Raw genomic sequence first — 22,406 nt, forward strand, 5'->3', positions numbered from 1 at the left:
CGCGCATTCCGATGCAATTAATAAAATATTGTATTAATAGGCTTTACATTTGGTGGTTTTAAGGTAAACTGCATCGGCTGGTAAAGATTACAGCGGCTATTTATTTATATCAGCGCTATTTAGATTGTACTTCAAATATCCCATCTTAATATGTTCGTAAGTAATTTCTGCATCTTTCAGCACTTTTTTGACCTTGTCGCGAAGACAAAGTTGATTTGTTATTATTAATTAAAAAAATTGGAGATTACTCATGAGTATGACTACTGGTACAGTTAAATGGTTTGATGAGAAGAAAGGTTTCGGTTTCATCGAAGCTCAAGACGGAAAAGATGTATTCGTACATTTCCGCGCTATTCAAGGTTCTGGTTACAAGAGCCTAGAAGAAGGTCAAAAAGTTCAGTTCGAAGTTGAAAACGGACAGAAAGGCCTTCAAGCCGCTAACGTAAGCGTTATCTAAATTTCTTTAAAAAGGTTAAGTAATTAACCTTTTTCATTGAATTCAGCGCTGTAAATAAACATTCTTAGGGGTGTTCTATTTACAGCGTTTGTTGTTTTAGGGTTCCCATTTTTGTAAGACATGTTTAACGTGTACTGCATTGCTAAATTGCCTCCATAATTACCCATTCTGTTATGGCCATTCGCCACCTTAAAACACGCACACCCAAACACCTATATAAATACATATAAATATAAAAAAGAGACCAACCTATGAGTTTTGCCTCACTGGGCTTATCGGCCCCCATTCTTGAAGCCGTTGCTAAGCAAGGCTATGAAACGCCATCGCCCATTCAAAAACAAGCTATTCCAGCTATTTTGGAAGGCCGTGACGTTATGGCCGCCGCGCAAACTGGTACAGGAAAAACGGCCGGTTTTACCTTGCCGTTGTTAGAACGTTTGTCTAAGGGTGAGTCGGCGCGAGATAATCAAGTGCGTGCTTTGGTGCTGACCCCAACCCGTGAGTTGGCGGCACAGGTGGCCGAGAGTGTAGAAACTTATGGTGCTAATTTGCCATTGCGCTCGGCGGTGGTGTTTGGTGGGGTAAAAATTAATCCGCAGATGATTAAGTTACGTCGCGGCGTGGATGTATTGGTGGCAACGCCAGGACGATTATTGGATTTATACAATCAAAATGCGGTTAAGTTTAAACAACTTGAAGTGCTTATTTTAGACGAAGCCGACCGTATGTTGGACATGGGTTTTATTAATGATTTGCGTAAAATCATGGCGCTGTTGCCAGCCGACCGTCAAACGCTGATGTTTTCGGCGACGTTTTCAGACGACATTCGCAAATTGGCTAAAGGATTGGTTAAAAACCCGGTAGAAATTTCAGTTTCTCCTGCAAATACCACGGTAAAAAGTGTTGAGCAATCCATTTGTCCAGTGGACAAAGGCAAAAAAGCCGAATTGCTGATTAAATTAATTCAAGAGCACCAGTGGTTTCAAGTCTTGGTGTTTACTAAAACCAAACACGGCGCTAATCGCTTAACCCAGCAACTTGAAAAAGCCGGCATAAAATCGGCGGCCATTCACGGCAACAAGAGCCAGGGTGCGCGTACGCGTGCATTGTCTGAGTTTAAAAGTGGTGCGGTGCAAGTTTTAGTGGCCACCGACATCGCTGCACGTGGTTTGGACATTGACCAACTGCCGCAAGTGGTTAATTTTGACTTGCCCAACGTTCCGGAAGATTACGTGCATCGTATCGGGCGTACTGGTCGCGCAGGTGCGACCGGGCACGCGATTTCGTTGGTGTGTGCCGATGAATTTGATTTGTTAAAAGACATTGAGTGTTTAACCGGTGAGTTATTAACGCGCAAAGTAGTGGCCGGATTTGAACCGGTTCACGCCTTGCCCGAGTCGCGCTTAGATACTCGTCCAATTAAGCCCAGCAGACCTAAAAAGCCTAAAGTTAGAAGTGAGCATCACGATGGCCAACGCTCTGGCGATGCTGCGCGTGGGCATAAACCGCCTAGTAATGGTGGTAACGGCGCAAACCGCGGTGGTCGTGGTTCGTCAAACCGTGGTAATGGCTCAAATAATGGCTCAGGTGGTCGTTCGGGTTCATAACGTTATTAAGCGAGACCTTTGCATTAAATAAACCCCAGTGGTTTGTTTGTCTGTATATCAAAACCGACCAGGCCTGGTCGGTTTTTTTGTTTTTAAATTCTGTATTTTTTATTATGCGGCTTCAAGTAATAAATCACTTGGACTGTTTTTTGCTTCTTAAATTTTATTAAAAAGTGCCCACAGGATAAACCCCGCATGATCTCATTTGATTTTAAACAACCCAGTATTTTACGAAACATGTTTTTAGCCTTTATGGGTTTTGGTGTGTCAATGGGCATTGTTTTTCCGATATTTTCAAACCTTTTTGTTGAGTGGAAAGAGGGCATGTTGGCTTGGTTTGTCTTGTCGTGCATTGCTGCGGGGATTAGCATTGGGCTGTTTAACTTTTGGTTGCTTAATAAAATGCTGCTACAGCGTTTAAAGCGGATTGGCGATGTGGCCAATGCCATTAGTCAAAATGATGTTTCTAAAAGCTGTACGCTACAAAGTAACGATTTTATTGGCGATATGTCGTACAGTTTTAATTTAATGACCGCTAACTTGCGAGAGATGATTGAGCGCATCACCGAGGTGTCACAACATTTAAACGTGGCGTCTTCTACCCTAATTTGCGAAACCCAAAACACCCAAAAAGGGGTTGAAATACAAAAGCAAGACACTCAGCAAGTAGAAGAAGCCATGCACAGCATGAACGCGGCGGTATTTGCCATGTCTAAGCATGCTCAATCGGCTTTGCAAGCGGCTGATGAAGCAAGCAGTGCCACAACTCAAGGTTCAAGTGTTGTTAAGCAAACTGCGCATTCCATTGGTCTGCTGGCAAATGAGGTTGAAGAGGCCACTGTGGTCATTAAACGTCTTGAACACGACAGTGGCACCATTGTGAGTGTTTTGGAGGTGATTAAAGACATTGCAGAGCAAACTAATTTATTGGCGTTAAACGCGGCCATAGAAGCGGCACGAGCCGGTGAGCATGGGCGTGGTTTCGCAGTCGTGGCTGACGAGGTGCGCATTTTGGCCAGTCGCACCCAAGCGTCCACCAAAGAGATTGAGCTTACCATTAGTCACTTGCAAAAGGCTTCGCAAGAAGCGGTGGGCGTGATGAATCGTGGTCAACAAAAAGCCCACGAAAGCGTACAACAAGTCAATAAAGCCGGACATTCATTGCAGGCCATTGAAGTGGCGGTGGACACGATTTACCAAACCAATTCACAAATTGCCAATGCCTCTAAAGACCAACAAAATCAAGCCAGTAGAGTGAATGAGAGCATTGAGCATATAAACGAAGAGGCGCAAAAAGTTGCCACCGGCGCGACTAAAACGTATCATTCTGGCAGTGAAGTGGGGCGTTTAGCCAAGCAGTTAAGCAAATTGGTTGGACAGTTTAAAACGCATTAAATACATCCATTAAGGTGTCTTAACGTTTTTAGGAATTTACATGATCGTGTCAAAACCTGGGTTATTGCAATCGGCGTCTATTAACAGTTTTTTAGAGGCGTTGGAGTTTTCGCTGTCCAGCCTGGTTATAACCGACGCGGATATGTCGGTCGATGGGCAGAAGTTTATCTACGTTAACGAACGTTTTAAGCAACAAACGCAATACAGCGAAAGCGAGCTGCTTAATAAAACCCCTAGAATATTGCAAGGGGTTGGCACTTCATCAGAAACCATTAAGCAATTAAAAACCGCGTTGCTCAAAGGTGAAACCTTTGTTGGCCAGACCATAAACTATCGCAAAGATGGCTCAAGTTATCCGGTGCGTTGGAGCATTAACCCCATTCGCAATGAGCAACATGAGATTATTGCGTTTTTGTCCAATCAACTTGAAATCACCGAGTTTGTAAAAGCACAAGATCAAGCGTTGTTTTTGGCCGAGGCGCTCAATCAATCGGCCGATGGCGCTTTAATCACCGACCTACAAGGCAATATTATTTACGCCAATCGCGCCTTTAGTCGGCTTACTGGGTACTGGTTTGCAGAAATTGAACATCAAAATGTTCGCATGTTTAAATCGGGCAAAATGAGCGCTGAGTTTTACGATGACATGTGGAGCAAGCTTTCTAAAAATCAACCATTTGAAGGGGTGTTTTTAAACGTACACAAAAATGGCAAGCTGTTTTTTGAGCAAAAAACCATCACGACTATTTTGGATCACGACAACCAGCCTTGCTACTATTTGGCGCTGAGTAAAGATTCGTCTGAGGTGATTAACAAAACCAATCATCTGGAATACCAGGCTTACCACGATCCGTTAACAGGCTTGTTTAATCGCGCTAAATTTGATGAGATTATGGACTATAAAATGCGTGTGTTTGAAAGCCACCATGCGCCGTTTTGTCTTATTTTGAGCGATATTGATAATTTTAAAATGATTAACGACACCTTGGGGCATGCGGTGGGCGATGAAGCCTTGCAACAGGTTGCCCATGTTTTACAAAGCAATTTACGGGACGCCGATGTGGTGATTCGATGGGGAGGAGAGGAGTTTTGTATTCTTGTGGACGCCAGCCTTGATAAGGCGCTAACAGTGGCCGAGTTGCTACGCTTATGTATTAATACCTCGGAATTTTCCATGTTGCCCAGCAAAACCCTCAGCATGAGCTTTGGTGTGGCGCAAATCTATCCTCAGCAAACGCCCGAAGAGTTGTTTGTTAAAGCCGACCAAGCGGTCTATTTGGCTAAAAAACTCGGTAAAAACCGTGTGTGTCGCGCTGATTAATCCAAAATTCTGTAACGGAAATCCCATGACCCCCGACGAAGCTTTAGAAAAATTACCTGAGATTTTAAAACGCAATTTAGACCGCAATTTATGCGTTTGCAATGAAGTGCCTAAATTAACCGTTATTAATGCGATTGCTCAGGGGGCTGACACGCTTGAGAAAGTGCGCGCTAAAACCTATGCCTCGGATGGCAATGGGTGTTGTGCGCGACAAATTGACGATTTATTAGAGTGCTTAGCGGGTTGTGATGCAATGGATAAATAACCCATAAAACGCGCCTTAACCCAGCCATGTTTTAATGTTTTATTAGCTCATTTCACCAGGCCTGGTCGAAAGGCTGAGTAAGAGTTTTAAAAAGGCCTCAACCGATTCAATCGAAGCCGATTCGCTCATGGTGTGATAGCCCGTGGTGGGAATTTGAATGGTGGTGCCGTCCACCAAGCCGTTTGAGGCGTTAATGATTCGACCCATTTCGGTGCTGCCCATAGAGCGCGGTTTTTCACCCAACGCGGTTAAACGTACGTTTTCGGCTTCAACATAATGGTCTTTATACAGGTAGCTTAATTGGTTTTGTTGGCACAGGCGTGCCACTAAATCGGTGGCTTCTTTATTAAACGCGGCGTTGGCGTCTTTTTCGCGTAAGACCAACAGTTGTTGATTGGCGGCCTCAACCGTGGGAAAAGGGCTGGTGTCTACCACAAACAAGCGGTTGGTCGAGCCGCCAAAGCGTCTAAACCATTCTAATAAATAACGCCAGCTTTTACCGGCTTCTTCTTGGGCGGTAAAAAAGGCCGTGCCTTCAAATCCTTGGCTAAACAGATGCACCAATGCGGCGGCGGTTAACACGTTATCAAGCTGGCCTTCTAAGCGACCATTGGTGATTTTGAGTTTGTCTTCAAACGCCACGGGCGTGCCAGCCACAGCGCTGTCTAAGCCATCAATTTCAAAAATTAAGTTGTTACGGTATTCGCATACGTAGGAGTTTTTAATCACCCCATTGCCACGATACGCGCCCGACCAAGGCTCGTACGCAAACACGGGCACTGAGCCAAATCGTTCGGTGATTTTAGACATCAGCTCTTCAGACACCGAATTATTAAGCAAGTCGGTGCGATTGGCCGAGATAAACGCCGCGTATTGAAACTCATTAGGCCCGGTTGAAATTAAACCGTGTCGGTCAATGTGCGCCGAAAACATGGTGCTAAACGGATCTTTACCCTGCGCGACCAGTAAGCCCTCGTACCACGTGACCTTTGCACCGCGCTCTTCAAGCTCGCGCTGTAATACTCTAAAAAAGGAGTGTTCGGCACCCACCACGCTGGGTTGGCGAATGAGGGCTTTTAATAAGTCGATAAATTCGGGTTGAATCATAATTAGATCTCTTTTGGAATGTATTCATCCATTTAACCAGGCCTGGTTAAATTATTTATTCTGCATTTATGGTCGCGGTTTTAGTTGAGTGCGCTACGGCGGCTTGAATTTGCGCCATTTCGGCTGGTTTTAAATTACGCCACTGGCCGGGTTTTAACTCACCCAGCTCCACCGACATAATGCGGGTGCGTTTGAGTTTAGTCACTTCGTAACCTAAAAATTCACACATGCGTCTAATTTGGCGATTTAACCCTTGGTTTAAGATAATTTTAAACACATAGCGGCTTTCCATCGACACTTTGCACGGTTTGGTGACGGTATCCAACACCGGCACGCCACGCGCCATGCGTTCAATAAAACGCTCATTAAGCGGTTTGTCTACTGTCACGATGTACTCTTTGTCGTGGGCGTTTTCGGCACGTAAAATTTTGTTGACAATGTCGCCGTCGCTGGTCAAAAAAATCAAACCCTCCGACGGTTTGTCTAACCTGCCTATCGGAAAAATACGCTCTTTGTGGCCAATGGCATCAATAATATTGCCTTTAATGTGGCGCTCGGTGGTGCAGGTAATGCCAATGGGTTTGTGGTAGGCGATGTAAATGCGGTCTGATTTATTGGTTGCGCTGGCTTTAATGGTTTTGCCGTCCACTAACACTACGTCGCCAGGCAACACTTTAGTGCCCAGTTGGGGCAGTTGGCCATTGATTTTAACGCGATTTTGTTCAATGAGTTTGTCGGCCTCGCGGCGTGAACAAAACCCCGATTCGCTGATGTATTTGTTAAGGCGTTTGGCGGTGCTGACGGCATTTTTAGAGGGATTGTGTACATCAGAGGCGACTTTACTGTTCACTGCGGTTCCATTGTTTGATTGGCATAGCGATAAAACAAGCAGTTTAGCAAAAAAAGAAGTTTTAAACCCCCTGAATTGCGTCCTTAAACGTAACATTACGTTTGACCAGGCCTGGTCAAAGCCAATTTAAGCGATTATTATGACGCCTAATTATTAAAACCCTTTAAGAAAGGAGGCCTAAATGCCCGACACGGACACCATGCAAGATATTCAAACTTTGGAACAATTAGAGGCTTTAAAGCAACAACACGATGCATTATTGGTGCTGTTTGGCGGTAAAAACTGTAATGTGTGTCATGCGATTAAGCCCAAATTAATTGAATTAATGCAGGCGCATTACCTCAAAATGCATTTAACGTACGTGGATTGTCACGTGGTCACCGAAGTGTGCGCGCAGCAGAGTGTATTAAGTTTGCCGACCTTACAGGTCTATTTTGGCGGGCAGCGTTTTGTTGAAGAAGTTCGCACTTTTAGCCTGCAAAAAGTGGTGCAGGATTTAGCCAGGCCTTATGCCATGCTGTTTGACGAGGCTTAAATCAAGCTTAAATCACGTTTACGCGATTTAGCGTTTGCCATCGCCACCGGCTTTGATTAACAAACGGTCAAGCCAACGGCTGGGCAGTAAACGTTTTAGTACAGCAAATACTCGGGTAGGCACGGTAACGCGGTAACGAATTTTTGCGTGCGGTGCTTGCAGGGCGTGCAACAGTGCTTTACAGACTGCGTCGGGGCCAAGAGTAAACGGCGCGCTTGGGCCAACGGTTTCTAAGCGGTCAATCATGGCGTGATATTGGGCTTGATGAACACTGCTGGGTACGTTAATCCAATGTTTAAACTGAATAAAAGCGTTTTTTCTAAAGTCCGATAAAATCGGTCCAGGTTCAATTAGACTGACTTGAATGCCGGTTGATTTGAGTTCTAAGCGCAAGGTATCGGCTAGGCCTTCAATGGCAAATTTACTGGCGTTGTACGCCCCGCGATATTGCATGGCGGCAAAGCCTAAAATAGAACTGTTGTAAATAATGCGCCCAAAACCCTGTTGGCGCATTAAAGGAATCACCAAATTGGTAAGCTCTTGGGTGCCAAACACATTGGTCTGAAACTGATGTTCGAGTGCCGCACGGCTTAAATCTTCGATCGCACCGGGCAGACCAAACGCCGCATTGTTAAACAAGCCCGCAATGGGTGCGATTTTTTGTTCATGTAAATGCTGCACAATTTGAGCAAACGCGTGGTTGATTGAGTCGCTATTGGCCAAGTCGCACTCAAAACAGTCTATTCCTAAGTCTTTAATGCGCGCCACATCACTGGGATTTCGACACGTAGCCATTACCTTGTAGCCCAGTTGGTGGCACTGCACCGCGCAATAATAACCAATACCGGTTGAGCACCCGGTTATTAATAAGGTGCTTGGCGGCAGGACACGCGGCAGGATACCCGTTTGGGTCAACACAGGTTTATGGGTGTTGTGAGTATTGGCCGTTGTGTTGGTTATGTTCGTTATCTTAGTTATGGTCGGCCGCCTGAGCGTCAGCGACGTCTTGATGCACTTTGGCCATGTCTAACGACATCAGTTGCGCAATGCCTTCTTCTAATGCGCCGGCTGGAATGGCACCTGGGTTAGAGTAAACCACAATTTTTTCACGCATAAATACAATGGTTGGAATCGAGCGCACTTGAAACATGCCCGCCAACTCTTGTTCTTCTTCGACGTTGATTTTGCAAAAGGCAATGTCTGGGTATTTTTCAGACACCTGCTCAAAAATAGGACCAAATTGTTTGCATGGTCCACACCATTCTGCCCAAAAGTCAAAAATAACAATGTCGTTATTGGCAATCGTGTCTTCAAATTGTTCTGTTTTTAAGTTTATTACGGCCATGTTTGGCTCCTTTGACGCAGTCTATAAAGTTGAAAAGTTGAATAAAATTAAACCGTTGGGTTGCCACCTTGCGTTAACAGCATGGGGTTAAGGTATTGTTTTAAGGTCGCTTGGTCCAAATCGGTCATTTCTAAAGCCACCTCTAAAACGGGGCGACCAGAGCGATAGGCTTCTTTGGCGATGGCCGCGCCTTTTTCGTAACCTACCACGGTATTCAGTGCAGTGACTAAAATGGGGTTAATGTCGAGCGCTTTTTGAAGGTTTTCTTGGTTAACACTAAACCCCGCAATCGCTAAATCAGCCAATTGAGTCGCCGCGTTGCTGGCAATTTCTAAACTTTGCAATAGGTTTAAGGCAATCATAGGTAACATAACATTTAACTGAAAACTGCCCGACTGCCCACCTACGGTAATGGCGGTGTGATTGCCCATAATTTGTGCGGCCACCATGCACACCGCTTCGGGAATCACTGGGTTAACCTTGCCCGGCATAATCGAGCTGCCGGGTTGCAACGCGGGCAGTTGAATTTCACCCAAGCCAGCAAGTGGCCCCGAGTTCATCCAGCGTAAATCGTTAGCGATTTTCATTAAACTGCACGCCAATACATTCAGTTGCCCGCTAAGCTCTACGGCGCTGTCTTGCGAGCTTAATCCCACAAAATAGTTGGGCATAGGGGTAAAGTCGATGGCGGTAATGGTGGCCAAATGAGCGCACACTAAAGGTCCAAATTCAGGGTCTGCGTTAATGCCTGTGCCCACCGCTGTACCGCCTTGTGGCAGTTGTTGAATACGTTTTTGAGTGTCTTTTAAACGCGCGATGTTGTCGGTAATTTGCACGCGCCAGCCCGACATTTCTTGGCTAAGGCGAATGGGGGTGGCATCCATTAAATGGGTGCGTCCGGTTTTTACCACGTGCGCCAGTTCACGTTCACGATCTTCGATGGTGTTGGCAAGATGTTGCAACGCGGGCAATAAAGATTCTTCTAACGCCAGTGCAGCGGCGACATGCACAGTGGTTGGAATTACGTCATTAGAACTTTGGCTCATATTAATGTCGTCGTTGGGATGCACCTCAACGCCGGTCATCTGTTTGGCTAGGGTCGCCAAGACCTCATTGGCATTCATGTTGGTGCTGGTACCCGAGCCGGTTTGAAACACATCAATGGGAAACTGCTCTAAATAACGCCCGTCAATAATCTCTTTAGCGGCGGTCTGAATGGCATCGGTTTTTTGTGCGCTTAACAATCCAAGTGCTTTATTGCTGTCGGCGCAGGCAAACTTAACGTAACAAAGTGCTTTAATAAATGCCGCAGGCAAAGGCGTGCCGCTAATGGGAAAGTTGTTAATGGCGCGTTGAGTTTGCGCGCCATACAAGGCATTAGCCGGCACGTCTAAAGAACCCATGCTGTCTTTTTCAATTCTAAAAGCGCTGGTGTGCGAGTGTGTTTGCGAGTGTAAAGTTGGTTGTGCCATAAAATAAGAGGTTCTTTGCTGTCGTTAGGTTTAAACACGAATATTTGCGTGTGTGATGTTTGGGTTTTGACTTAATCGTTAGTTTTATATTGGTTTTATCATTAATTATACGTGCTAAGTGCCTTATTTACGGCATTGCATGCAATGCCATAATGCATTTAAATCATCTTTTAAACGTTAAATTGAGTATTATTTTAGCATTATTGGTTCAAAATAATAGCCCGAGGCGTCACTAGGATAGTGTCGCACCCATCGTTGCACCAACCATCGCACCTAATGCCAGCAGTTTGTTGGGTTTTGCTTTAAATAAGACCTTTGCATGAGAAACTACATTGATAAATTGCTCTGAAACCATCGAAAACAGCCCGTTTAACCACGTTGACTTTGCCAATATATTGTTAAAAGATGCGGTATGGTGGGCGTATTTTGTTAACGAAACCGGTGAGCATTTGCAAATTTCAAGTGCATTGCAAGCCTATTTTGAAAAGCCAATGGTGTCTTTAGAAGACATGACCGGTTGCTACAATTCACCTATGATGCGCATTAAAATTACAGAAGCACTGCATCAAACTCAAGAAGACCACCGGTTTGTGGTGTCGTTTTGCACCAAAAAAGGCAAAACATCGTTTCAAAATCGCTTAAGCGTTATCGAACAAAACGGCCAAAAAATAGTCTGGTCACAGTGCATTGACATATCCGAAATGGTGGCATTAGAGCGTGAAATAGTCGACGCCCAAGGGCGCATGTCAATTACGCAAATGTTAGAACGCCAGGCGTTACTAGAAGAGCAAAACCGCTTTATTCAAAAGTCTTATCATACACAGTCGCGATTTTTGGCGTTACTAAGCCACGAATTGCGCTCGCCTTTATTGGGCATCAGCAGTTTATCTGAACGCCTGTTGGACAAGTACGCTGCCTATCCTGATATTGTTGAACCCTTAAGGGTGATACACATGACGGCCGAGCAATCGACCTATTTGGTGAGCGATATTTTGACCTACTCGCAAACTCAATACGATGGAATGAAACTTAGACCCGTTAAGTTTTCGTTGAAAGAAACTCTAGACAATATAAAACTTTTAACCAACTCCATTGCACACGACAAAGGTTTAATGGTGTCGTTAATTTATAACGACCAAGTCGATTGGGTAGTGGGTGATAGCTTGCGTTTATCACAAGTGCTTATTAATTTAATTATTAATGGCATTAAGTTTACCCATTTTGGAGGCGTCACTGTTGAGGTTAAAGCGGTTGAAGCAGATTCATTTTTATTTTCGGTTACCGATTCGGGCGAGGGGATTTTGGCCGATAAGTTAACCCAGATTTTTGAACCTTTTGCCCAGTTAGAAAACAGTCGCGGGATGGCTCAAAATTTGGGTGTTGGTTTAGGGTTATTTATTGTTAAACAATTAGTGACGTTAATGGGAGGCGAAGTGGCGGTTAAGTCGGTGACACATGTTGGCACCACATTTTACTTTACGCTTAGACTGCCGCAGGTCGGATCGTCCGAGATGGGACGTTTGGGTGTAAATGCACCTATCAGCCCATTGTCACAAAGGGTTAAGCAGAAAAAAGAACATAAAAAACAGCAACAATTATTACAAGAACAGCAAGTGCTTGAATTACAGAAACAGCAAGAAAAAAACAACAACATTGCATTGCACGCGCAAGACAAGCCTTACAAAATTTTAGTCGCGGACGATTCGCATATTAATCGCATGGTATTGTCGGGGTATTTAAAAGATTTGCACTGCCAAGTGTTTGAGGCTCAAGACGGTCAGCAGGCCTGGTCAATGTTTCAGAGTTATGATTATGACTATGTGTTTTTAGACATTCAAATGCCGTATTTAGACGGTGTCGAAGTGTGCAAACGCATTAAAAGTGCCGTTGATCAAGGTCTTACCCAGACATTAAAAGGTGTGTTTGCTATTACGGCCGGCGGCGAAGAAGCGCACGTTATACCTAACGGCGAAACCTTTTGCTCTATTGGTTTTAACGCCTGGTTGATTAAGCCAGTGTCTAAAAAACAAATTATGGCGTTGTTTCAGTTGCCAACACCGCAAACCTGTTTAACCCCCAGTCGTTGTCAGAATCCAGTGGAATCTTTATCGCTGATACATCCTCTTCCAAGTTCTGATTTAGAAGGTATAGAGGTCATACCCAAAGAGTTTTACACTTTAATGGACGAGTTTTTAAGCGAATTAAAATCAGGGGTGGCGCAATTAGGGGTTTTAAATAAAATGGCCGACTGGAAAACATTGCAAGCCAAAGCCCATTATTTAAAAGGCAACTGCATGTTGTTTCAGTTGCAAAAGATAGTGCAACAATTACGCACGATTGAGGCCTTGCCAGAAGAGCGATATCCATTAGACATAATACGAAAAAAGATTGTTGAGTCCCTTGAAAATATTGAAATAGGCATTAAATACCTTGAGAACTCATGGGCGATTAGTCATAATAGTTAAAATTAGAGTTGCAGAGATGATATATCTCAAAAGAGCCCTAAATTAATGAATTAATGAGTAAATTTGCTTGATAATTAACTCCTTTAGGCAATACAGCTCGCACAAAAACCCAAATAAATAAGGTAAAACAATGACTGAAAAAATTACAATTTTGTTAGCTGAAGACCATGCTTTGGTAAGAGCTGGTTTTAAATCGATTTTGCAAGCCGAAAGCGATTTTGAAATTGTGGGTGAAGCACAAGACGGCTTAGAATGTTTGGAGATGGTACGTGCAAAATCACCAATGGTTGTATTGTTAGACTTGTCTATGCCAAAATTAAGTGGTTTAAACGCAATCAGTCACATTAAGAAACGCTACGCTGAATCTAAAGTAATTGTGTTAACCGCTGCAGAAACTCCTGGCGTTTGGACAGAAGTTCTTGATTTAGGCGTTAGTGGTATTGCCATGAAGTCAATTTCGCCTAAAGAATTAATTTCAGGCGTGCGTAAAGTGGCTAAGGGTGAAACGTTTATTCACTCTGAAATACAGCCTATTTTAGAAGCCGAAACAGGCATGGGCAGCAAGAAATTGTCTGTACGTGAAAAGCAAGTGGTTAAGTTGGTAGCTGAAGGCTACAAAACCAAAGAAATTGCCGATATGCTTGAAATCAGTGATCGCACTGTATCAAAACACCGCGAAAACCTAATGACCAAAATGGGCGCGACGTCAACGGCCGAGTTAACCAACTACGCCAATGAGTCGGGCTTAACCAAAGTTGGTTTGCAAGAAATTGAGTAATTAATTTGTTATAGAACTGTTTTAGAGTAGCCTGTTTTAAAGTATTAATATAGCTTTAAACGGACAGTACAAAAGGGCTTTTTAGCCCTTTTTTGTTGTCTAAGATAAATGTAAATTCTAACCCGCTTGTGCAACAGCCACTTTATACAATGGTTGGGCTAGCATTAGCAGCATTAGCATTAGTCGTTGTAGCTGGATTCTCAGTTTGTGCAGGTTGCACGCCTAAAAAATCATTTTTAAACTTCGTTAAGCCTTCTTGTACTAACGCATAGGTTTTTTCGATGTTACTGGCAATGTCACCTTTTAACACATCTAAGCCACCTAAAATGTCTTTGGCCGAATCAAAGCCGTCTTTGATGCCGCCGCCAATCACGTCTAAAAAGCCGTTAATTAACGCCTCACCTTGCAGTTCGGGGTGAGCTTGTTGGTAGCCACTTAAAAAGGCGGTTGTGCCGTCAACGATGCGTTTAGCGGTGTTTTCGGGAGTCCAATAATCCATGCCGCCTTGAGCTTTTAACGCCGCCTCACTGATGGGTGGGGGCGTGTCCACGTCTGTTTGAGGCAGTTCGGCTTGCAAAATTTCGTTAATTTTATCCATTGCGGCCTGAAACGTCATCTTTAAGGCATCGCTGGGTGCGGTGGCCGGATCGCCAAACAAATGCGCTACCAAGCTGGCTTGGCGTTCGTTGCGAATGGTCATTTGAGTTACCTGCGCTTCGGTTTTTTGTGCCACCCCTTTTGCACTGGCCTGGTCGGCTGTGGTTTGTCCCAGTGCCGATTTATTGTTGGGATTGGCAGGCGATAAATCCGCCAGCTTTTGGTAGGCGTTAATAGGGCCGGTTGCGTTGATGTTCATAGCCATGGTAAGAACCTCTGTTTAATTTTTCTGGTTTTGGGCGTTTTGGAATGATTTTAAGATCATTTTAGAGTAATTTTAGAGTAATTTTATTATGCATTAAGGTTATCGGCCAGAGGGTAAACTTCTAAAGTATTTAAGGTTTTTAATCTACGTCTTGCGCACGATTGCGCGCGGTAAAGTTAAGCAAAATAAAACCGTAAATGGTACTATGTGCGGCTATTTTTAAATGTTATTTGGAATACAGTCTCATGGAATTAAATCCAGTTTACACCCGCATTGCCGATTATCAAGCTCGTACCGACATCCTTAGGGGGTATCTTTGACTACGAGGTTAAGGCCGAACGTTTAGTTGAAGTGTCTAGAGAGCTTGAAGACCCAGGCGTTTGGAGCAATCCTGAAAACGCGCAAGCTTTAGGCAAAGAAAAATCGCAACTTGAAAACATTGTCTCAACCATCGACGAGCTTACCTCGGGCACCGAGTCGGCCAAGGAGTTGTTGGAGTTGGCGCAAATGGATAACGACCAAGAGATGGTCGATGAAGTGGTGCTTGATTTAGACCGTTTGGGCGAGCGTTTGGATAAGCTGGAATTTCAGCGCATGTTTTCAGGTGAGATGGATCCCAATAACGCCTACCTTGAAATTCAATCGGGTTCGGGTGGCACCGAGGCGCAAGATTGGGCTAATATGCTGTTAAGAATGTATTTGCGCTGGTGCGATCGCCGTGGTTTTAAAACCGAAATTACCGAGATTTCGGACGGTGATGTGGCCGGCATTAAAGGTGCGACCATTCATGTGCAGGGCGATTACGCTTACGGTTGGTTGCGCACCGAGCTGGGCGTGCATCGTTTGGTGCGTAAGTCGCCCTTTGATTCCAACTCAAAACGCCATACGTCGTTTTCATCGGTGTTTATTTCGCCCGAAATTGACGACAGTTTTGTCATTGACATTAACCCAGCCGACTTGCGCATTGACGTGTATCGCGCCAGCGGTGCGGGCGGTCAGCACGTTAACCGTACCGAATCGGCGGTGCGCATTACCCATTTGCCCACCAATACGGTCACGCAATGTCAAAACGGTCGCTCGCAACACCAAAACAAAGCCGAGGCGATGAAGCAGTTGCGCGCCAAACTGTATGAGCTTGAAATGCTCAGCCGCAATGCCGATAAGCAAGAGCTAGAAGACTCAAAATCGGACATTGGTTGGGGCAGTCAAATTCGCTCTTACGTGTTGGATTCGGGGCGCATTAAAGATTTACGCACCGGAGTCGAAACCGGCAACACCAGCGCGGTGCTGGACGGCGATTTAGACCAGTTTATTATTGCCAGTTTAAAAGCGGGCGTGTAACGCCGTAGTTAAAAGCAAACAACAAATACCAAAAACACACTTCACCAGGCCTGGTTAAATGGTTAACCAGGCCTGGTCATTTAAAATACAGTGAGAGAAATGCAATGTCCGAAATGCAAACAAATGTGCCAGAAGTAGATGAAAACAAAATCATTGCTGAGCGTCGTGCCAAGTTAGACGCGTTACGCGCCACGGGTCACTCGTACCCTAATACCTTTCGTCGTAGCCAAAGTTCGGCCGAACTGCACGCTTTATTTGACGGTAAAACCAAAGAAGAGCTTGAAGCCGCTGAGCCCGTGCGTGTAAAAGTAGCTGGGCGCATGATGTTGCGTCGTATTATGGGCAAAGCCAGTTTTGCCACCTTGCAAGACCACGAAGGGCGCATTCAGGTGTACGTCACCCGCGACGAATTGCCCGACGAGTTTTATAACACTCAATTTAAAAAATGGGATTTGGGCGACATTATTGGCGTAGAAGGGTTTGTGTTTAAAACCAACACCGACGAGCTGTCCATTCACGTTGAGCACATTGAGCTGATTACCAAATCATTGCGTCCCTTGCCCGATAAATTTCACGGCTTACAAGACCAAGAAATCAAATACCGTCAGCGTTACATTGATTTAATTGTCAATCAAGAAAGCCGCGACACCTTTATATTGCGCTCTAAAATTGTGCAGCATGTGCGCGAATTTTTAATGCGTAAAAACTTCATGGAAGTTGAAACCCCCATGATGCACGTTATTCCTGGTGGCGCATCGGCCAAGCCGTTTAACACCCACCATAATGCGTTAGACATGCCGTTGTACTTACGAATTGCCCCAGAACTGTATTTAAAACGCCTAGTGGTCGGTGGATTTGAGCGCGTGTTTGAAATCAATCGCAGCTTTAGAAACGAAGGCTTGTCCACGCGTCACAATCCCGAATTTACCATGGTTGAGTTTTACGCCGCCTACACCGACTACCATGAGCTTATGGACTACACCGAAGAGCTTTTAAAAGAATTGGCTATTTTAGCGGTGGGTTCTACTAAAGTGCCGTACCAAGGTCAAGAATTTGATTTTGGCAAACCGTTTGCACGCATGTCGATGAAGCAATCGGTTTTACACTACTGCCCCGACGTCAAACCCGAGCAGTTAGCCACGCTAGACGCCGCACGCGACTTGGCCAAACAGATGAAAGTCCATGTACAAGACAGCTACGGATTAGGTCGAGTGATTACAGAGATTTTTGAAGAACACGTTGAATCTAAACTGCTTGACCCAACGTTTATCACCGAATACCCAGCCGAAATCTCGCCTTTGGCGCGTCGTAACAACGATAATCCAGACATTACCGACCGTTTTGAACTGTTTATTGGCGGGCGCGAACTGGCCAATGGTTTTAACGAACTCAACGACGCCGAAGACCAAGCCGAACGCTTTAAAGCCCAAGTAGCCGCCAAAGACGCCGGCGACGACGAAGCCATGCATTTTGATGAAGATTACATCACCGCACTCGAACACGGCATGCCCCCCACAGCCGGCGAAGGCATTGGTATTGACCGCTTAGTCATGCTTTTTACAAATTCCGCCTCAATCCGAGATGTTTTGCTTTTTCCACACATGCGTCCAGCCTAAAACCCTCTGTTACTTTTGTTACCACCAGCCCCGTTTTTACGGGGTTTTGTGTTTTTTGGTGTACACAATTTTGATTGCATGTAAACAAACAGCACGGGCAAAAGCAGGTGAGTAGGTTAAAAATTAAGCTTGATGGCAAGTCAGTTTTAGGGGCGTTAGGCATGCTTTATTATGTGATGAACAATAGAGGATTTTAGATAGTTTATTGCTTAAAATGGGGTTATTATTTGCAGGTAGATGCTATTCAATATTCTATTTATATTTTTATTCATAAATCTATTCATTAGTCTATTCATTAGTCTATTTATTTTAGTTATTAACATTAGGTTTAAATAAGGTTTTTATGGAGCCAATTGAAAGAGTAAAAAGCCTTCTTGAGCATCAAAATTTAAGCGGTTCTGAGCTGGCAAGAGTGACGGGTTTAAGCCAACCTACCGTAAGCAGGGCGCTAAAAAATTGCCCGTGGTTAAAGTTGGCTTAGGCAAGTTAACTAAATTTGCTTTAATTAAAGAAGAAGCGGCCTTGGTTCTATTCACCGTGGATGAATTTGGTCAAATTTTACCCATAGCCAATTGGTATGCTCAGTTTGGCGGCCGAACGCTTATTGTTCATCAGCACGGCGGTTGTAATGAGTTTGACGGACTACCCTTTTTTGTCTATGACCTTATTCCATCGGGGTTTTTGGGCAGTCTTGAATTAGCCGAGTTGCAAAAGCACGATGCCCATTTAAACCAAGACAGTCGCAATTGGTCGGCTCAACAAATAATGCATTATTTAACCCATTACGGAATCGATTTAGCCGGTTCATTCGTGGTTGGAAAACCCGCAGCCCTTGAGGCGCAGCAACTGAACTTTAAACCCATTAAAAAATCAGAGTATTGTGCCATTGCCTTAGAGGTGGCTAAACATTCAAATCGTGGGTCGTCGATAGGGGGTGAACAGCCTAAATTTACAATTTTTGATGGGCAAAAACATAAAATAGTAAAGTATTCGCCTAAACTTACGCATACAAACGCCATTGCACAACGACACCGGGATTTAATGGTTTGCGAATATTTAGCGTTGCAAACCTTCGCTCGGTTCGGTGTACTCGCAAGTGTCGTTGAACTGTACATCGAAGATCGATTTTATTTAGAAATTGAGCGGTTTGATCGAGTCGGTCAGTTTGGTCGTCGTCACATTACGTGCTTAAGAGTGTTGGATGCCGAGTATGCCGGGGTGGGAGGCGACTGGATTGATGTTACGCAAGTACTGTTAAGTCAAGAACTGATGTTAGCTGAGGATTTTTTTAATGTTCAGGTGGTCTATGCGTTTGGCAAGTTTATAGCCAATACCGACATGCACAACGGTAATTTGGCGTTCTTTTTAGACCCGCTTACTTTTAAACCCACTGGGCTTGCACCTTTTTACGATGTATTGCCCATGCACTACATGCCAAAACAGGGCGAAATTGTGCAAGAAAGCTACGTTGTGCCCCGGTTAATAAATGTAAATCCTAAGGCCAGGCAAAAGGCAAATAGCCTAACGCAGGCGTTTTTTACGGAAGTTAAAAACAATACTTTAATTTCAACCGCATTTAAAGATGAGTTGTTAAGCATTAATACAGCAAGCTTAACGCAAGTTGATTAGTTTAAACGAGGTAACGCATTGAATTGGACGGCACAAGCCCTGGAGGGCGTAGGGTTGATAACGCCCCATTGGATAAAGGATGCGCGTGGCACGTTTGCCGAGTTGGTGCGTGAACAGGCTTTGTCTGATGTACTGGGCTATTCGGTGCATTTTGTGCAAGAAAATGAATCGTTGTCGCATTTTGGCGTGTTGCGTGGCTTACATTATCAGCGTGCGCCTTACGCACAAGCCAAGTTAATTAGAGTGCTGGAAGGCACTGTGTTAGATGTCGCGGTGGATTTACGCCCAAAAAGCGCCACCTACGGACAGCATGTGGCCATCGAATTGTCAGCGCAAAGCGGTCAGCAATTGTTTATTCCCAAAGGTTTTGCGCATGGATTTGCGGTGTTAAGTCAAACCGCACGGGTAAATTACAAGGTAGACGCGTATTACGCGCCGGCGCATCAAGGCGGTATTAAGTTTGATTGCCCAACGCTGGCGATTGACTGGCGTTTGCCAAGCCAGCAATGGCAAGTGTCAAAGTTTGATGCGGATTTGCCCGCGCTGCTTGATCTTAAACACGATTTACAGGTGGCACAAAATTTAAAAGGCACCTTAAGTGAGCATAATTAATATACTGGTGTTGGGCGCACACGGTCAGCTTGGGCAAGCGTTTAACGCCGTAGCGGGGGAGTTTGTAGCGATAACATTGCACAGAGTAGGGCGCGAGTTGGACATTACTCAACCAGGCCTGGTCAGTGCTCTGTTAGCCAAAAACCAGTACGATGCCGTCATAAACTGCGCCGCCTTTACCGACGTAAACGCCGCGGAGCAGACGGTTGCAAGCGCTCAAGATGCTTATGCCTTAAACCATTTGGCTGTGGCAAGTCTAGCGCACACCCTAAAATTGCAAGGTGGGTTTTTGGTGCATTTTTCGACCGACTATGTGTTTGACGGCAACGCACACAAGCCCTACACCGAGCACGATACACCGTACCCTATTAATGTGTATGGCCAAAGCAAGCTTAAAGGCGAGCAAGCCATGTTAAAAAGTAATCCACCAGGCCTGGTGATTCGCACCAGTTGGTTGTTTTCGCCGTTTGGCAAAAACTTTGTCACCCATCTGCTTAACGTTGGGCGACAAGAGCAAACACAAACGCTTAATATAGTCAGCGACCAAGTGGGTTCACCCACCTCGGCACTCGATTTAGCGCGTGCGGTGTTGCAACTTTTAACGCAGCGCACCCAAACCCCACATAACCAGGCCTGGTTAACCACACAATTACTGCACTTTGCCAATGCCGGTCAAGCCAGTTGGGCGCAATTGGCCAGTGCGGTGGTGCAACAAGCCCAGCTGAATTGCACAATACACCCCATTTTAACCCACCAATACAGCTCACCCGTTAAGCGCCCAGCGTACAGCGTGTTAAACACTCAATCCCTGCAAACTCTATTAAATACGCCAATACGCTCTTGGCAAGACGCCCTGCAAGAAACGCTAAATTGGAAAAGTAACGCTGAGTAGTCGCGAGTAACCGCGTTAGTAATGGTTAAACAGCGGCTGTTTTATCTAAGGTAGACTTATCAAGAGCGCGGTTTTTAACCGCACGACGAATCAACGCAATAAAAACGCCCAACATCAAACCCAACACCGCCGCGACCGCTAAAATAAGCGATTTTTGGGTTTGACTTTTTCGCCAATCTCGGCGGCTTGGTCAATGCGAGCTACACTTAAACGGTCGGGGTTAATGTTAACCGCGTTTAAAGAATCGTAGCTTTCTTGCAACCCTCTTAATTTAGCAATGTAAGGGTCGTCTGACGTGCGTTTTAACAGCGCTGATTTTTCGGCTTCAAGTAACTTAAACCCCAAGTAATAAAGTGGCATGCCTTGGTTTTGAACGCTCTGAATTTCAACAGTAGGGCCCATTGTGGTGGGTTCTTCTATGTTTAAAGCGCGTGCAATCGCAATGGCCTCTTCTAAACTAGCTACTTTATCCATTCGCTGGTCTAGAGCAATTTTTCTAGCAGAAGTGATTTCTTGTTGTAACTGCTCTAAGCGCACTTTCTTGTCGTTATTGATTTCATTTACAATTTGAGTTTTTGAAATGGCTACCACTTCGGCAATGTTTTTATTTAACAGTTGCGCCAATAACGCTTCGTTAACGGTTAAAGAAAGTGCGACAGAAACTTGTCCAGAGGCGGTGTCTTTTTTGGGAAGAGAGACTGTGAAGTCTTTTAAAAATTGTTCAAAAGCCTTATTAAAAGCTTCTTGATATTGTGCGGCTTGCAATGTGTTGATGGTAGGCGCATACACTTCGACAAGATTATTGGCCTTAAAAAAACTTAACATAGCCGAGCGTGAATTTAAGTTTTGAGTAAAAATATCAAACACTCTTTGCGGCGAATAGCTTGCTGCACGCCCCAGTTGTACGTCTAAACGATTTAACTCTTGAACCAACTCTAATTCAGGCGGCAGTAAATACGCCGTAGATTTAAACGCCGGCTTAACACTAAACGCATAACCAGCGGCCAACACCATCACAATGATAATGGAGGCAACAATCGTCCATTTTTCTTGCACCAATCCCTGCCAAAGTTCAAATAAATCAATCTCGTCATCGGCGGCTAAGTGAGCGTTTTGCGGGTTAGTGTGTGTTACAGCATCTTGCATGGGTTTTCCTTGACTGTTAAACCGGGTTTTAAATCAGTTTTAATTTAACCAGGCCTGGTAAGCCTGATTAAGCTGGGTAAGTTGTTTTTTAAGAGTTTGGCATTATACAAAGTTTTGTTTGAAGGATACGTACAAGTTTGCAGATTGTTTTGTTAAACAAAGCAAAAATTAATCGAGACGATTGAACTATAATTTAAAACTTAGAATTTAACGTAATGCATTAATACACTCTGAGACCTTTGCACGAGTCAGGTGCGAAAGAAAAATGAGGAAAAATTAACCTGATTGCGGCGGAAAACGCAGTGAATAGCTGGCTATTCGCAAGTTTTTCAACAAAAATCAGGTTAATTTTAACCATTTTTATTCGTGCATTGACTCGTGCAAAGGTCTCACTCAATAGGCAAAGCACGATGAGATTAACCTGTCAGCAAATTGAAGCAATAAAGCAGGCTGTTACAGATATTTTTGGGTCGCAAGCTCGTGTAAAGCTTTTTGGCTCAAGAGTTAATGATCAGGCTAAGGGGGGAGATATTGATTTGCTCATTGTGAGTCAAAATGCCATCGAAAAACCCGTTCAACTTGCCTCTAAACTGGCTGCTAAAATTTACAGAGCCTGTTTAGGCCGAAAAGTGGATGTTGTCATTGATGCTCCAAATATTGAAAAGCAATCTATTCATAAGATTGCAAATGAAACGGGTATTTTTTTATGAA

General features: G+C 44.5%; 22 protein-coding genes. 15 read left to right on the forward strand and 7 right to left on the reverse strand.

Going from position 1 to position 22,406, the window contains the following annotated elements:
- Window positions 1–250 precede the first annotated feature (250 nt).
- The 5 genes from EP181_RS04610 to EP181_RS04630 all read left to right on the forward strand — a co-directional run bounded on the left by EP181_RS04610 (window position 251) and on the right by EP181_RS04630 (window position 5,045).
- Window positions 251–457, forward strand: a complete 207-nt coding sequence (locus EP181_RS04610) for a cold-shock protein (protein ID WP_127470616.1) — start codon at window positions 251–253, stop codon at window positions 455–457.
- A gap of 251 nt (window positions 458–708) precedes the next feature.
- Window positions 709–2,064 carry a DEAD/DEAH box helicase gene (locus EP181_RS04615; RefSeq protein WP_127470617.1) on the forward strand — a complete coding sequence of 452 codons (1,356 nt, stop codon included), beginning with the start codon at window positions 709–711 and terminating at the stop codon, window positions 2,062–2,064.
- 195 nt (window positions 2,065–2,259) lie between these two features.
- On the forward strand, window positions 2,260–3,459 hold the full coding sequence (locus EP181_RS04620) for a methyl-accepting chemotaxis protein (RefSeq protein ID WP_232023522.1): 1,200 nt from the start codon (window positions 2,260–2,262) through the stop codon (window positions 3,457–3,459).
- 40 nt (window positions 3,460–3,499) lie between these two features.
- Window positions 3,500–4,780 carry a sensor domain-containing diguanylate cyclase gene (locus EP181_RS04625; RefSeq protein ID WP_127470618.1) on the forward strand — a complete coding sequence of 427 codons (1,281 nt, stop codon included), beginning with the start codon at window positions 3,500–3,502 and terminating at the stop codon, window positions 4,778–4,780.
- Window positions 4,781–4,805: 25 nt separating this feature from the next.
- Window positions 4,806–5,045: a (2Fe-2S)-binding protein gene (locus EP181_RS04630; protein WP_127470619.1), complete on the forward strand. Its 240-nt coding sequence runs from the start codon at window positions 4,806–4,808 to the stop codon at window positions 5,043–5,045.
- A gap of 42 nt (window positions 5,046–5,087) precedes the next feature.
- Here EP181_RS04630 and EP181_RS04635 read toward each other — a convergent pair whose 3' ends face one another.
- Both EP181_RS04635 and rluF read right to left on the reverse strand, forming a co-directional pair.
- Window positions 5,088–6,152, reverse strand: a complete 1,065-nt coding sequence (locus EP181_RS04635; protein ID WP_127470620.1) for a peptidase M42 — start codon at window positions 6,150–6,152, stop codon at window positions 5,088–5,090.
- Window positions 6,153–6,207: 55 nt separating this feature from the next.
- Window positions 6,208–7,002 (reverse strand): 23S rRNA pseudouridine(2604) synthase RluF, encoded by a 795-nt coding sequence (rluF, locus tag EP181_RS04640; protein ID WP_232023523.1) that lies wholly within the window; start codon window positions 7,000–7,002, stop codon window positions 6,208–6,210.
- Between the two features lie 181 nt (window positions 7,003–7,183).
- Between rluF and EP181_RS04645 the strand changes: the two genes are divergently transcribed.
- Window positions 7,184–7,537, forward strand: a complete 354-nt coding sequence (locus tag EP181_RS04645) for a thioredoxin family protein (protein WP_232023524.1) — start codon at window positions 7,184–7,186, stop codon at window positions 7,535–7,537.
- A 27-nt stretch (window positions 7,538–7,564) separates the two neighbouring features.
- On the opposite strand, the gene EP181_RS04650 is transcribed toward EP181_RS04645, so the two are convergent.
- The 3 genes from EP181_RS04650 to EP181_RS04660 are packed head-to-tail and all read right to left on the reverse strand — an operon-like array spanning window position 7,565 to window position 10,354.
- Complete coding sequence (locus EP181_RS04650) at window positions 7,565–8,455, reverse strand: SDR family NAD(P)-dependent oxidoreductase (protein WP_338064746.1); 891 nt, start codon at window positions 8,453–8,455, stop codon at window positions 7,565–7,567.
- A gap of 52 nt (window positions 8,456–8,507) precedes the next feature.
- Complete coding sequence (trxA, locus tag EP181_RS04655) at window positions 8,508–8,882, reverse strand: thioredoxin (RefSeq protein ID WP_127470622.1); 375 nt, start codon at window positions 8,880–8,882, stop codon at window positions 8,508–8,510.
- A 47-nt stretch (window positions 8,883–8,929) separates the two neighbouring features.
- Complete coding sequence (locus EP181_RS04660; RefSeq protein ID WP_127470623.1) at window positions 8,930–10,354, reverse strand: class II fumarate hydratase; 1,425 nt, start codon at window positions 10,352–10,354, stop codon at window positions 8,930–8,932.
- Between the two features lie 332 nt (window positions 10,355–10,686).
- Between EP181_RS04660 and EP181_RS04665 the strand changes: the two genes are divergently transcribed.
- Window positions 10,687–12,819, forward strand: coding sequence for an ATP-binding response regulator (locus EP181_RS04665; RefSeq protein WP_127470624.1), 2,133 nt, complete (start codon window positions 10,687–10,689; stop codon window positions 12,817–12,819).
- A gap of 130 nt (window positions 12,820–12,949) precedes the next feature.
- The gene (locus tag EP181_RS04670) at window positions 12,950–13,597 is read left to right on the forward strand and encodes a response regulator (RefSeq protein ID WP_127470625.1); all 648 of its coding nucleotides are present in this window, start codon (window positions 12,950–12,952) and stop codon (window positions 13,595–13,597) included.
- 142 nt (window positions 13,598–13,739) lie between these two features.
- Here the strand turns inward: EP181_RS04670 and EP181_RS04675 are convergent, their stop codons facing one another.
- Window positions 13,740–14,459, reverse strand: coding sequence for a DUF5610 domain-containing protein (locus EP181_RS04675; RefSeq protein ID WP_172959691.1), 720 nt, complete (start codon window positions 14,457–14,459; stop codon window positions 13,740–13,742).
- Window positions 14,460–14,704: 245 nt separating this feature from the next.
- Between EP181_RS04675 and prfB the strand changes: the two genes are divergently transcribed.
- The 6 genes from prfB to rfbD all read left to right on the forward strand — a co-directional run bounded on the left by prfB (window position 14,705) and on the right by rfbD (window position 20,549).
- A protein-coding gene (gene prfB / locus EP181_RS04680) for a peptide chain release factor 2 (RefSeq protein ID WP_127470626.1) occupies window positions 14,705–15,800 on the forward strand; the annotation gives its coding sequence in 2 pieces (ribosomal slippage) (window positions 14,705–14,776 and window positions 14,778–15,800; 1,095 coding nt in all).
- A 104-nt stretch (window positions 15,801–15,904) separates the two neighbouring features.
- A complete protein-coding gene (gene lysS / locus EP181_RS04685) occupies window positions 15,905–17,416 on the forward strand; it encodes a lysine--tRNA ligase (RefSeq protein WP_127470627.1) in 1,512 nt (503 codons plus the stop codon).
- Between the two features lie 343 nt (window positions 17,417–17,759).
- Entirely contained in the window at window positions 17,760–17,897 is a 138-nt protein-coding gene (locus tag EP181_RS12855; RefSeq protein WP_127470628.1) for an ArsR family transcriptional regulator, read from the forward strand.
- The gene (locus EP181_RS04695) at window positions 17,879–19,045 is read left to right on the forward strand and encodes a HipA domain-containing protein (protein ID WP_232023566.1); all 1,167 of its coding nucleotides are present in this window, start codon (window positions 17,879–17,881) and stop codon (window positions 19,043–19,045) included. Before EP181_RS12855 ends, EP181_RS04695 begins: the two co-directional genes overlap by 19 nt.
- Before the next feature lie 18 nt (window positions 19,046–19,063).
- Window positions 19,064–19,657 (forward strand): dTDP-4-dehydrorhamnose 3,5-epimerase, encoded by a 594-nt coding sequence (gene rfbC / locus EP181_RS04700; RefSeq protein WP_127470630.1) that lies wholly within the window; start codon window positions 19,064–19,066, stop codon window positions 19,655–19,657.
- A complete protein-coding gene (gene rfbD / locus EP181_RS04705; RefSeq protein ID WP_127470631.1) occupies window positions 19,644–20,549 on the forward strand; it encodes a dTDP-4-dehydrorhamnose reductase in 906 nt (301 codons plus the stop codon). The genes rfbC and rfbD overlap by 14 nt, the downstream gene beginning before the upstream one ends.
- A 138-nt stretch (window positions 20,550–20,687) precedes the next feature.
- On the opposite strand, the gene EP181_RS04710 is transcribed toward rfbD, so the two are convergent.
- Window positions 20,688–21,695: an LPS O-antigen chain length determinant protein WzzB gene (locus tag EP181_RS04710; RefSeq protein ID WP_127470632.1), complete on the reverse strand. Its 1,008-nt coding sequence runs from the start codon at window positions 21,693–21,695 to the stop codon at window positions 20,688–20,690.
- Between the two features lie 302 nt (window positions 21,696–21,997).
- On the opposite strand from EP181_RS04710, the gene EP181_RS04715 reads away from it, so the two are divergent.
- Window positions 21,998–22,405 carry a nucleotidyltransferase domain-containing protein gene (locus EP181_RS04715; RefSeq protein ID WP_197723396.1) on the forward strand — a complete coding sequence of 136 codons (408 nt, stop codon included), beginning with the start codon at window positions 21,998–22,000 and terminating at the stop codon, window positions 22,403–22,405.
- Window position 22,406 lies beyond the last annotated feature (1 nt).

This window comes from Thiomicrorhabdus aquaedulcis (assembly GCF_004001325.1).
Taxonomy (GTDB): domain Bacteria; phylum Pseudomonadota; class Gammaproteobacteria; order Thiomicrospirales; family Thiomicrospiraceae; genus Thiomicrorhabdus; species Thiomicrorhabdus aquaedulcis.